The organism is Streptomyces sp. NPDC037288 (genome assembly GCF_055603265.1).
Genome location: NZ_JBVJVY010000079.1, coordinates 2823 through 15126, shown reverse-complemented (window position 1 = coordinate 15126; position 12304 = coordinate 2823). Strand labels below are relative to the sequence as shown.

The following is a 12304-nucleotide window of genomic DNA, read 5'->3' as shown; positions in this document are numbered from 1 at the left end:
AGTGATGAGTCGCATCGATACGTCGAAAGGCCTCAAACTGGCACAGCGACAGAACTCTCATACCGGCATGAGGCATACCTGAACGCCCACTGAGACCTTGACTGTCTTGCGTTTGTCCGGGTCGGGACTCTTACCGTCCGAGCCGAGCACCCGGTCACCGTTCATTCCGCGCAGGTAGACCGTGGTCTCCTTGTTCTGCGTGTGCCCGGAGATGCCGGTGAGGTGGGTGACCTGCTGGTAGCCGCGCCAGATGGACCAGGTGCGTTCCTTGGCTGGAGTCAGCGGGTCCTCGTCGTAGTGCCAGGCTCCGCCACCCGTGTACTGGTAGCTATGCTGAACGGCTTCCGAGCCACCCTGGGGGTCGGTGGTGGACACCGAGCTGACCGGGTACTTCTGGAACCAGTCGAGGATGGGGTCCTTCTCGCCGTTGGGCGACCAGTACACGGGGTAGCAGCGCTTGGTGTTCTCGTCCACCTTGGGTTTGGTGCCGGCTGCGGTGCAGTCGGCGTCCATGTAGGTGACGATCGTCTGCGCGCCCGTCTCGGACATGACGGTCTTCAGCCGGGGCTTGTTCAGCGGCAGGATGTCGTCGGCGGCGCCGTCGACGCGGTTGGGCAGCATGACGTGGCTGAACTTGACCGGGTCGAGTGAGAGGTCCGTGCCGCGCTTGCCAGTGTGCCTGATCTCGTCCAGCCAGAGGGACTGGTCGGTGGAGTCACCGGTGTCGCCCGGGTCGAGGTACAGCTGCTTGAGAGACCAGACGTCCACCGGCTCGAAGCCAGGGGTGGGTGCAGCTGCGTTCCAGGCGTAAGTGGTGATCGCTTTCATCCGCTTGCGGGTGAAGAACGCCGGGCTGATGTTGCCAGTGCACTTGTCGCCGTCCTTGCAGATCGCGTCGAACGGGACGTCCGGCCAGTTGTCCCGGGTGTCCTTGGTCAACGAGTCACAACCGCTGCCCGAGGCGAGGCAGCGCTCATCGTATGTGAAGACCACCTTGTCGGAGGCGGCTGGGGAGGCGGAGAAGAGGGCGCCGGCGCGCTGGCCGTAGCGGATCTCCTTCAGGTAGCCGCCAGGGACGTAGCCGGTACCGGTGTTGTCGTCACCGAGCATGTCGTAGTTGTTGTGCTCGGCGGTGTACCAGTAGGACATGGCGTTGCCGTGGGTGTCCTCGACGTAGTCGAGGTTCCACCGCCAGGCCTTCGTCTTGTGCCGGGCGGAGAAGGAGTCACCATTGGTGTAGCCGGGTTCACCTTCGTCGTCGCCGAAGACGGGCACCGTCCACACCGACTGGGTTCGGTCGTCTGCGCCGGCCCCGTCGAGCTTGTTGAGGCCGAAGACGTACTTGGTGCCGTTGCCGGTGATGACCGTCCAGTACTCGCCGTCGTCGTCACGGTTGTCGGCGCCGGTGGAGTGGATGACGGTGGAGGCGTCGTCGTCCTGCAGTCGCCACTTGCCGCTGGTGTCGTCCTTGACTAGCGCGGTGGCCTTGCCGTTGAGGACGAGGGAGGCGTTGTCGTACTTCCAGCACAGGTCGTACTTGCCGTCCTGGCCGTCGTCGTCGCAGGAACCGTACCTGCGCTCGATGTAGGAGGACGTCAGGTCGAAGCCGGTGCCGATCTGGCTGCCCTGGTTGTTCGAGTTCGCCGTCTGGCCGTCAACACTGCCCGAGTCGTACGAGATCGACAGATCCGGCTTCGAACCCGCCGCAGCCGGTGGCACGCGCAGGGGATAGGACCAGGTGAAGGAGCCGGAGGAACCGCCGGCTTCCCATGTCGAGGAAGCAGAGAGCGGCGTCGCCTTGTAGTCGCCGGCACCGGACTTGGACCCCGCCGCGACGGCCAGCAGCATCGACTGCCTGCCTGAGGCGAGGGTCACCGGCGCGGAAAGGCTTTCGCGGGCCCGGTCGTTGACGGCGTCGAGTTCGACGCGCTGGCGGCACTTGACCGTTGCCGGATCCTTCGCGGCGCAGTCCGGCAGGTGCGTCAGCTGGAGGCGGCCGGCCCAGTCGCCGCCGTAGGCTGAGGCGAAGGCGGAGTAGTCGATGCCGAGGCGGGCCTTACCACCGGTCTCAGGGCCGGTGAGCTTGAGGACCACTCCCTTGACACCGAGCTTGGCAGCAGTCTTCTGGTCGAGGACCTCAACCGTGAGGGACTTGGCCGTCTTGCCCTTGCCCGGAGCGGTCACGGTGACGGGCAGGGAGCCCGGGTCCGCCTTGGCGGTGCCCTTGTCCGGGATGCTCAGCGACGCTTTGCCGGCCTTCGGCCAGGTGACCTTGCGCTGCTGATCGTGGCGGGCCCGGGCGGCCGCCGTCCGGTCGGCTTCGTCGGCCTCGCGTACTTCGGCGGCTGCCTTCTTGTTCGCCTTGGCCGTGAAGGGGTTCACCTTGGTGGCCTGTGGCGTCTTCAGGTGCGGACGCCCCAGTGGGTCGGTGTCCGCGGCGAAGGCGACGGGGGTCAGCAGGCCGGGCAGGAGTGCCAGGCCTGTGGTCGCAGCGATACGACGGGACCAGCGTGTTCTGTTTCTGCCCCTGCGGGCAGGTGCCGGCCTGGGTATGCCAAAGGAATTCATGGCGGTTCTTCCTACGTGGCGCCAGGCTGTGTCACGCCGGGCGCGTGCCGTTGAGGAGGAGAAAGGAAAATGATGTGGCGTCTTTGAGGCACCGGGTGTCGAGCGGCCCGCTCACAGCGAGCGGGCCGCTTGTCGGTGAGTGACTGCCTGCCAGGTGTCAGTCGGTATCCAGCACCTGGGAGCGGATCTGGTCGGCGCTCATCGCGCCGGTCCACACTCGCAGTGATTGCAACGAGCCGGGCCAGTAGTACCCCGTGGATCCGCCAGCCGCTCCCCTGCCTACGGACAGCATCCCGCTACCCTGCTGAACCGCAGAGAACCCGGACTTGTCCTCGCCGGGCTGTTCCAAGCCGCCCACGTACAGGTGCAGTCGGCCCATCTTGTCCTCGGTCTTGGACGAATCGGCCGGGTCGGTCCACTGCCACGTCTCCTGCGCGTCGAACACGCCGGTGATGTCCACCCCGGTGTCAACCTCGGCAGGATCGGTAGCTGCCACCTGTGCGCTCTGAGTGACCTTGCCGTCCGGTCCGACGGCGGTTCGGGTGAACTTCCACTGGTAGGTGTCGTCTGCGGGCTTCACTACCCACAGCGCCCAGGAACACTCGCCACCGATCGCCTGTCCCGCCACCTGGGCCTGGTAGCCGACCGGCTTGGATGCCAGCTTGTCGGCGTCCAGCCTTGCATGGGTTGAGACGGTGAACGAGCCGGTCTCGTCGGTCACCGGGCCGGCCGCCGAGGCGTAGCCGGATGTTCCGTCCAGGGCGAGGGTGTTGTTGTCCTCGTCCAGCACCGCACCGGTGGAGGACAGCGCGAGCGGCGGCGCGGGGTACGGGGTCAGTTCCTTGACCTGGTTACCGGCGGAGGAGGTGGCGTCCCAGTCGGCGACAAGTTCGTTGGCCGCCACGCCGTCCTGCGTGAGTTCCGCCTCCTGAGCGATCTGCTCGGGGCTGAGGGCGTACTGCCACACCGAGACCTCGTCGATACGGCCGCGGAAGTTCTCGCCCCACACACCGTTGCCGAGGGAGCGGCCGAACTGCAGGCCGGCCGAGGACGTCCATGGCTGGTAAGCGGTGGACAGATCGTTGAGCACCACCGGCTTGCCCTGGGCGCGGCCGTTGACGAACAGCTGGATGGTGTCGTTTGCCTTGTCGGTGTCACCCTTGGTGTCGAAGACGGCCGTCAGGTACGTCCACACATTCAGCGGCGGCCCAGCATCGGCGACGGACCTGAGATAGGCCGGGTCCTTGACGTCGGCGGACGTGCGGTTGAAGACCCACTTGTTGTAGCTCGAGGAGTAGTACAGCGTGAAGGCCGAGGCGCTCGTGCCCGGCGCCGCCAGCACCACATGGTTCTGCGAGGCGTCGGTTAGGTACACCCACGCGGAGGCGGTGAAGGAGTCCTTGGTGTTGACCGCTGGCGCCGCGGTAGCGGCGTACCCGTCACGCGTGGTGTCGGTGCTGCTGTCGTTGAGGTAGAGCGAGTAGTCGGACTCTCCCCGGCGTCCGAGAGTGGACCAGCCGGCGTGGGAGGTGTAGAGCGTGGCGTCGTGCCGGGTGCCCTCCGTCGCACTGTCCTTGGCCAACGTCACTGCCGAGCCGGGAGCTGCGTCGTCGAAGTGCCAGCGGCCGACAACTCCGGCGGCTGGTGCCACCTTGAAGGTGAACTCCGCATAGCCACCCCAGCGGTTGTAGACGTCTTTGGCCCGCACCGAGAGCACCTGCGTGCCCGAGAGCGGGGGTTTCACATCCTTGACGTCAACCTTGAGCCCACCGGTGACCTGCCGGGCCGGCGTGGACAGCAGCTTCCACTGATAGGCCGTGACGTCGGTGCGCCCGTCCTTGATGTCCGCAGTGTTCGGCTGGAAGGTGAAAGAACCCGCAACCCCGGGACCGCCCTTGGGGTCACACAAGTTGGCACTGCACTCGGTATAGGGAGAGCTGGAGGTGATACGGGGCGCCTTCGGTGCTGAGGAGTCGATCTTGAAGTAGCACCAGGGGCTATAGCCGGACCACAAATCTCCGCTCTTTCCGGAGTAGGACCAGTGTGACTGCGTGCGTGCCTTATACCGGTACAGCCCGCCGTCAGCGCGGTCGCCGGTACGCATCTTCTCCAGCGTCTCGTCCGGATCCCAGCCCGTATCAGGGCGATAACCCGTCCACACCTGATGCCAGGCCGCGTCATCGCCGCGCTCCACCACGTACTCCGCCTGAAGCGAACCCTCCTCGCTGCCCTTGTGGGCCTCCACAAGTGTCTGCACCCGGGCCTGCACCATGGGGTCCTTACGGGTCACCACGAGGGGATCGGTGGAGGTTTTGCTGCAGTAGGCGGTGGTGCCGTCGCCGGGAATGATCCCGACGTTGGTGGGCACGCCCGGCTTGTAGGCGAAGTTCACCTGGAGTTCTGCGCTGTCGTCGAAACGCTTCCAGGCCCGCGGGTCGCTCTCGTCCTTGGCTCTCAGCATGAGGGTCAACCGGCTGATCTTGCCGTCCGCGAACGAGCGGACGCTTTTGGTGAGATTTTCGTCCGATTCCTTCGGGTTGTCGTTGAACTCGATCCACGCGTCAGGCTGGTCGGGGCTGCACAGAGAGCCGCGACCGGCCGAGACGTAGCGGTCGCCCATCAGGTCCAGTTGCTTGGGGCCGGGCCACCGGGTGCCCTCGGAGATGTTGTCCGTGCGGACCAGATCCACCCAGTGCGGATCGCAGTTGAACGACCACGTCTCATGGGCCCAGAAGGTGGCGTCCAGGATGTACTTGCCGGCCAGCTTCGTCGGAGCGAACTCGAAGTACATGCGGTCGACGTAGCCGCCGCCGCAGTAGTAACCGTCTGCCGTGCCGCACCTTCCGACGCCCTTGTCCCCGTCGAACATCCAGAACTTGTCGCCGTCCGAGGAGATCTTCGTGCGTTCCGAGACACCGAGGCCGACCGAGGGGTCGATGTAGACGGGGTAGACGGTGTTCTTGCCGCGCAGCAGGCCCAGGTCCGGATGCACAGCGATCGCGCCGTCATCGACCTTCACCGGCAGCACAGCGGTGGCATCGCCCTGCCCTGGCTGCGACGGATTATCCTGCGTCTTCCCGTCTGCGGGACCCCCGGCGTCGGTGCGCATCAGCTGCGTCTGCGGGCCTGATCCGCCGTCACCGGCCGAGTCCCACATCTGGCCGGCCGGGCCACGGAAAACGGCGTTGCCGTCTTCGTCGATGGCGCGCAGACCGCCGCCGGCTCCGGGTGTCACGGACAGGCCATCCCCGGACGCGGTGAGTTTTACCTGTTCCAGCGACGGGTTCTGTGCCGCCTCCGGGGTCTTGACGACGAGCACTTCCCGGTAGCTCTCAGCCGTGGCTGTCAGCTGCAGGTCCACCCCGTCGAAGACATTGGCGTAGGTCGCCGTCGCACCGTTCAACGTGGGCGTCGGCAGGCTCCAGGCCAGCCCAGGGTGACCGATCGTCCGTCCTTGCCCAGCTGGATCATGTCCGATCCCGCCCCGCCGTCGGAGAAGGACAGGTCCACGACCGCCCCCTTGGGGGCTACACGGCCATCGGCACGACGCTCCAGTACCGGATCGACCGCGCCCCATCCGCCGTCCTTCTCTTTCACCCGCTGGGGCGTGGTGGACTGCGTCAGCGTGAACGAGCCGTCCGGGTTCGCCTTGGTCGTGGAGTACTCGGTACGGTCCGCCGTCACCTCCACCGGCTCACCCGACGCCTGCGCCCGAGCGGACGCGTTGGCCGCGTCCACCATTCCGGTTTTCGCTGTTGCGGCCGACATCGGAAGAGCTGCCACAGCAGGCAACCCAGGCAATACTGACAGCACAAGCGAGGCCGCGGCACCGCCCAAAAGGCACACGCGTGCCCTCCGTGCCAGCGACACGCTGGCCCGCACAGGCTTCACTCAATCCCCCCGTGTATGAAATTTGTAAAGGTCCGGAAAGTAAACGACTGGTGACGGTACACGGTCAATCGACTGTGAGGCAGCTCACACATGAGCTCTGACCTGCGCAGTTATATCCAGCCACACAGTTCACGACCTCAAACACGGGCATTCACAGGAACACCACACGCGTGGCCGATCGAGGCCCCGCTGGCGCGGCAGAAGCGCAACTCCAAGTACGGCGAGGTCATAAGCGGGCTCCTGACGCCGGGGACTGCATTCGTGCGCGGGCCCGGCTGCGGACAGGTCAGTTGGCACAGGTGCCGAGCATCGAGGTCAGCGCCGATTCCTCATTGTCGGTGGCGGTCAGCATGCAGACCTACTTGATGCACGTGTCATCCCCTGCGTACGTGCACCAGGAGGCGCGGTTTGGGCTTCCAGCCAGCTGGACGGGAGCCGACCGCATGACGCCCATGCCTGAGCATCTCCGCCAGGCCACACGCGCCCGCACCCAGGAAGCCGAGAAACGGGCCCGCACTGCTCTTGCCGATCTCGTCAAGGCGCGCAAGCCCATCAGCTTCACCCCAGTGGCCCGACAGGCCGGGGTGAGTACGGACCTCTTCTACCGAAGTCCGGAGGTACGCACCCAGATTGAACGCTACCGTGCCAAGGGTGGCGTCCCGGCTACGCATCCCGAGGCCCCTTCGGACTCGTCGACATCGGGTGCGGTACGGGCGCTGAGCGCCCGGCTGGCACGGCAACAGCAGACTCACCGTGACGAGGTGGCGAGACTCCGCAAAGCCCTTGAGGCCGCCCAGGGGGAGAACCTCGACCTGCGCAGGCGGCTGGCGCGCTACGAGCCGGGCGACTCGGTGGGACTGAGCGGAGGCTGACGAGGCCGACATCGGTAGCCTCTTCCCGTGGATGCAAACGCACGTGCAGTCGGCACGGTCATCGGCGCGGCAGTCGGTGACGCACTGGGGGCGCCCTTCGAATTCAGCCCACCAGGGGTGTTCTCCGCCCGGTTCCCGACGCCCGGAGCCGACGGTGAGATGTGCGGAGGAGGGGGCTGGGATCCAGGCGAGGCGACGGATGACACGCAGATGGCGGTCCTCGTCGCCGATTCCCTGATCGAGCGACACGGGTTGGACCTGCCGGACATCTTCAGCCGTTTCCAGCGGTGGGCCGTGTCCGAGCCGAAGGACATAGGCCTGCAGACAGAGGACGTGCTCACCAACGGCATGCCCTGGAAACTGGCCGCCGCCACCCACTTCCAGACCAATCTGCGGGCTGCGGGCAACGGTTCGCTGATGCGGGCATCCACATCAGCGGTCCATTTCTCCCGCTACGGCCAACAGGCCACCATGGACGCGGCACGCCGTATCGCCGCCCTCACTCATGGCGACCGCGCGGCCTGGGAAGGCACAGCCATCTTCCATGAACTCGTGCGCCGAGTACTTCACGGAGCTGACCCTATAGCCGCGCTCCCGGACATCCTGGGTGCCGTGCATCCCGAGCACCAGGACCGGTACGCCACCGTTCTCGCCCTCGACTGGGCACCCGACCAAGCGACCGAGTTCAACGGAGCCGTTTGGCCCTGCCTGGGCTCCGCCGTCTGGGCCCTGCGCACCACCGGCAGTTACGAAGAGGCGGTACGAGCCGTGATCGACCTCGGCGGCGACACCGACACCGTTGCGGCGGTCACCGGCGGTCTCGCCGGCACCTACTACGGGGTGGACTCGATTCCGGCCCGCTGGACCGAGCCGCTTCACGTCCCGATTCCAGGATCTGGCGACCGGGTATTACGGCTGCCGGAGCTTCTCGATCTCGCACTTCACCTCGAAGCCTGAGTTACGGCTGCGAGGTGCGCCCCACATCTGCCCCCGCCAGACGCGATCGCCGAAGAAAGTCAGCGACACGCCTGTGACAGCACGACCTGGGAGTTTGCTGTGTCACGTCGTCGCGGGCACGGATACCAGATGATCGATGTCCAGCCCCCTGGGCCCGTTGATGTAGCGGTCGTCGAAGGGGAATACCACTCGCCTCCCGTGAGGGCGCAGTTCGGCCCCTGCCCCGGTGCGACCACGGCTTCGGCCTTGAGGACCTCGGCGCGGGTGTTGCAGCCGTCCCTGTCGGCGTCGATCCAGTGCTTGAACTTCGTGCGTTCGTAGCCGGTGCGGTCCTCGGTGCGGACCGGGAGCTGAGCCAGCATGTCGCGTACGAGAGCGGTGACGGGGTTTCACCTGGCGCCGCGGCCGCCGGGGCGGCGTGGGCAGTCGACGGGATGAGGAGTACGGCGGACACGGTGACCGCCGCGGCGGCCCGGGCGAAGCGCACGAGACGGAGTGCTCTCGAAGATCACGGACAGTGCGTGATCTTCGTACGGCAACTGTCGGCGACCCGCGCCAAAACCCGGAACAGCTCTACCCGACCGAGGGGTAAGTCCGATCATCGCCCGCCACAGAGGTACATCGATGGTGTAATCACTCGGCTGGTAGTAGGTATCACGCTCCCGGCATCTGCCCCTCAGCCCTTCCTGCCTGGCACGAGGGGACGAAAATCCGCGATGGCGTTTTCCCAGTCGAATCTGAACGTGTCTTCCGGAGGAAGGCTCCGGCCATGGGCCTCCGCCGCGTGCAGCACAGCGGAGGTCAGCTCCGGAGCGGTTGTCTGGGCGATGACGCCGTTCTTGTCGACGACCGACAGACCCTCCTTGTTTCGTCGCACCATAAACTTGAATGAGGCGTCGACACCGATGTAGCTGAGCACGCGGGCGTCACCCTGCAGAAAGCCGCAGGCTGTTCAGCAACTGGACGACCGAGAGGTAGATCATCATGCCCTGGTCAGGAACGTGGCCGGCCGAGTCTGCCGTTCTGAAACCTCCGGTGAGGACCATGTCGCCCATATCGAACCCGCTGGCCTCGCCCTGGCCGGGTCGTACGGTGAACTGCACGGTGATTACGGGATGTACCTCAATCACTCACTGAGAACACGGTGGTGATCCGGTATAGGTCCCCCAAGACGACATACCATCGCCCTTCTCAGTCGCACGGAGTGATGATTTCCCAGTCCTTTACAGAATCCCCGGTCAGAAGGTACTCGCTCAGATACATGTCTGTGTCCCCCTGTAGGTCATCCTCGATGTTCCAGACCGACTCGCACTCGGGGCAGAGGAAGAACCTCTGACCCGTGTCCTTGCGCTCGTAACAGCGCACCCAGTCCTGGGCGCAGTGCGCGCAGGCGATCTTGTCCATCAGTTCCAGCTCCTCGGGAAGGCCGTGATCACTTCGTTGCCGTGTTCGACGGTGATCGAAATATATGCCTCTCCGGGGTTGCAACCCACCTGCCGGCCCATCGGGACGATGTAGGTGGTACGAGCGCCTTGTTGGTTGACCGACACCGCCATGGCGCGCCGGCTCCATGCCTCATCGACCGTTTCCAGCACGCCCTGGTTGCCCGTGTCGAAAACTCCGTGGGCGGCCTTCGCGGGGTTCTCACGGGTGCGCAGCATGACGTGGGTGATGCGGTGACCCTCGGGTGATCCCGGACCGTAGTCGAGTCCTTCGGGCGAGCGGTACCAGCCGTCCCCGAGGTCCTCCAACTCACAGCCGTACAGACCCAGTGGGTCGGACCAGGTGCCGGGATGGCAGACGTACGCCGAGGGGTTGGGGGCCGGCTTCAGGCCCAGGAGGTCCTGGCTGAGGTAGCAGGCTGTCCCGGGATCGTAGTAGCGGAAGTAGTGGTAATGCAGGCCGCTTTCGGCGTCGGCGTACTGACCCGGGAACCGCACGGGGCAGTCGACGGAGGAGAACTCGACCGGGCCGGTGAGGGCGGTGCCCCACAGAGTGGTCCGGCTCTGCCACGTCGTCTCGCCCTCCGCGGTGACCAGCTCAGTGGGCGAGCCGACGGCATCTGTCACGACGCTTGGAACACGGCCGCGTCGCCGGGTGCCGACTCCTCTGCCAGCCGGGCGAGGAATGAGGCGTTGCGTCCGGCGGCTGACGCCGCGGCGATCGCCGCCGTAGGAGGCGGCCGGCGCCGCCTGGCCGGGCTAGCCGCCGCGGTGCACCACCTTGCACCCCGGCTGACCGCTCTGGAGACGGTTCAGTCAACGGCGTCGCGCAGCAGATCCCGCAGTTTCAGTGCCGCCGGTAGCGGGGCAGCAGGCAGCGCCACGTGGACGGTCCGGCGCAGGGCCGAGTCGGTGAGGCGGCACAGGACGAGTTCGTCGGGGACCGCCCGTGCGGCCAGCGAGGGAACCAGCGCCACTCCCAACCCGGCGGCCGCGTAGCCGAACTTCGCAGTCCACTCCGCGATCCGGATGATCTTCCTGGGCGTGAAGCCCGCCCGCGCGCAGGCGTCGGCGAGCATCGTGGGGCGATCGCCGTACGCGCTGTGCAGCCATGCCTCTTCGTGCAGTTCACGCAGGTCGACTGCCTCGGCTCCGGCCAGGCGGTGCTCGCGCGGGAGAGCCACGAACAGCTCGTCCTCGCACAGCACGGTCGTCGTGACCCCGTCGGTTGACGGCAGACCGGACGGGTAGTCGCTGACGACGGCGAGGTCCAGCACCCCGTCCGCAAGGCGCTCCATCAGCGTGTCGGTCCAGCCCTCGACCGCGACGACCTCGATATCCGGCCTGGCGTCCCGGAGCGCGCGCAGGGCGGTGGGCGTCAGCGAGATGTTGGCGGTGGCGAACGCGCCTACGTGCAGCAGTCCGCCGAGCCCCGTGTGCAGCACGGCCAGCTCCCGCTCCGCCCGCGACAGCCGGTCGAGCACCTCCATGGCGTGCCGGTGCAGCGTGCGACCGGCGGGATTGAGCCGTACGCCCCGAGGGAGGCGTTCGAACAGCGCCCCGCCGGCCTGCTGTTCCAGCGCGGCGATCCGCCGGGACACCGCGGACTGTGTGTAGTTGAGCCGGACCGCGGCTTTCGTGAACGACCCTGTCTCGGCCACGGCCACCAGCAGCCGCAGCGCGTCGATCTCGAACACATTCCTCCCTCCGAGATCTGCCTCCCCACATCGCCATCCTTCCACGACACATTCCTCCAGCGCATAGATCCCATGCAATCCAGTCGCTGGTGGAATGCCCTGACCGGTCATAACGTCGTTCACGCGGCGGGGCTCCGCAGGGGACGTGCCCCGCCGCACCCATGGCCCACGAGCTCCGAGGGGGAAATGTGCCGCTGCGACAGGAAGTTGAGAAGGGGCCGGACCGGTGACCCGGGGGGCCGCGCTCTCGTTGCCGGCGATGCTCGCCGATCTGGAGAAGCTCGTGCTCTGCGAGTCCTTCTCAGCCGACCACGCGGCGGTGGCGCGCAGCGCCGAGGTGGTCGGCGCCATCGGGACGACGCTGCTGGGGACCGAGCCGGAGACCATCGCGATCGACGGAGTGACCCATCTGCGGTGGACCTTCGGCACCCCGCGGGTCCTCCTGGTGGGACACCACGACACAGTGTGGCCCATGGGCTCGCTCCAGAACCACCCCTGGTCGGTGACCGACGGGATCGCCCGCGGCCCCGGGGTCCTGGACATGAAGGCGGGCCTGGTACAGATGCTCCACGCGCTGGCCTCCCTGCCCTCCCCGGACGGGGTGTGCGTACTGGTCAACGGGGACGAGGAGGTCGGCTCCGCGACATCCCGAGAGCTGATCGAGGAAGCCGCGCGGGGGTGCAGGGCCGCTTTCGTACTGGAGGCGTCCGCAGATGAGCAGGGTGCGCTCAAGACCGCCCGCAAGGGCACCTCGCGGTACGAGGTCGTGGTGGGGGGGCCGGGCCCGCGCACGGGGCTGGGAACAAAAAAAAGGGGTAACAAGGAGGTGGAAGGCCCCCCCCCCGTTGCTTTTCTCTCTTGTCCCGGGACCCCATCT

Annotated in this window: 8 protein-coding genes and 2 pseudogenes; 3 read left to right on the top strand and 7 right to left on the bottom strand. The window is 66.6% G+C overall.

Features of this window, described 5'->3' with window-relative positions:
* Positions 1 to 90: 90 nt before the first annotated feature.
* Together ACZ7GZ_RS39880 and ACZ7GZ_RS39875 are read right to left on the bottom strand one after the other, a co-directional pair.
* Positions 91 to 2568, bottom strand: a pseudogene (locus ACZ7GZ_RS39880) (RHS repeat-associated core domain-containing protein); the annotation flags it as partial.
* 157 nt (positions 2569 to 2725) lie between these two features.
* Positions 2726 to 6309: pseudogene (locus ACZ7GZ_RS39875) on the bottom strand (LamG-like jellyroll fold domain-containing protein).
* Between the two features lie 602 nt (positions 6310 to 6911).
* Here ACZ7GZ_RS39875 and ACZ7GZ_RS39870 point away from each other — a divergent pair.
* On the top strand, positions 6912 to 7331 hold the full coding sequence (locus ACZ7GZ_RS39870; protein ID WP_471032275.1) for a DUF6262 family protein: 420 nt from the start codon (positions 6912 to 6914) through the stop codon (positions 7329 to 7331).
* A gap of 27 nt (positions 7332 to 7358) precedes the next feature.
* Positions 7359 to 8288, top strand: a complete 930-nt coding sequence (locus tag ACZ7GZ_RS39865; protein WP_471032272.1) for an ADP-ribosylglycohydrolase family protein — start codon at positions 7359 to 7361, stop codon at positions 8286 to 8288.
* Between the two features lie 676 nt (positions 8289 to 8964).
* Here ACZ7GZ_RS39865 and ACZ7GZ_RS39860 read toward each other — a convergent pair.
* The 5 genes from ACZ7GZ_RS39860 to ACZ7GZ_RS39840 all read right to left on the bottom strand — a co-directional run bounded on the left by ACZ7GZ_RS39860 (position 8965) and on the right by ACZ7GZ_RS39840 (position 11427).
* On the bottom strand, positions 8965 to 9207 hold the full coding sequence (locus tag ACZ7GZ_RS39860) for a hypothetical protein (protein WP_471032270.1): 243 nt from the start codon (positions 9205 to 9207) through the stop codon (positions 8965 to 8967).
* Positions 9208 to 9214: 7 nt separating this feature from the next.
* Positions 9215 to 9391 carry a hypothetical protein gene (locus ACZ7GZ_RS39855; protein WP_471032268.1) on the bottom strand — a complete coding sequence of 59 codons (177 nt, stop codon included), beginning with the start codon at positions 9389 to 9391 and terminating at the stop codon, positions 9215 to 9217.
* A gap of 88 nt (positions 9392 to 9479) precedes the next feature.
* Entirely contained in the window at positions 9480 to 9692 is a 213-nt protein-coding gene (locus ACZ7GZ_RS39850) for a hypothetical protein (RefSeq protein ID WP_471032267.1), read from the bottom strand.
* A complete protein-coding gene (locus tag ACZ7GZ_RS39845) occupies positions 9692 to 10357 on the bottom strand; it encodes an RHS repeat domain-containing protein (RefSeq protein ID WP_471032264.1) in 666 nt (221 codons plus the stop codon). Before ACZ7GZ_RS39845 ends, ACZ7GZ_RS39850 begins: the two co-directional genes overlap by 1 nt.
* Positions 10358 to 10542: 185 nt before the next feature.
* Entirely contained in the window at positions 10543 to 11427 is an 885-nt protein-coding gene (locus ACZ7GZ_RS39840; RefSeq protein WP_471032262.1) for a LysR family transcriptional regulator, read from the bottom strand.
* A 259-nt stretch (positions 11428 to 11686) separates the two neighbouring features.
* Here ACZ7GZ_RS39840 and ACZ7GZ_RS39835 point away from each other — a divergent pair.
* Positions 11687 to 12304, top strand: a 618-nt coding sequence (locus tag ACZ7GZ_RS39835) for a M20/M25/M40 family metallo-hydrolase (RefSeq protein ID WP_471032259.1), incomplete at its 3' end; no start/stop codon positions are given.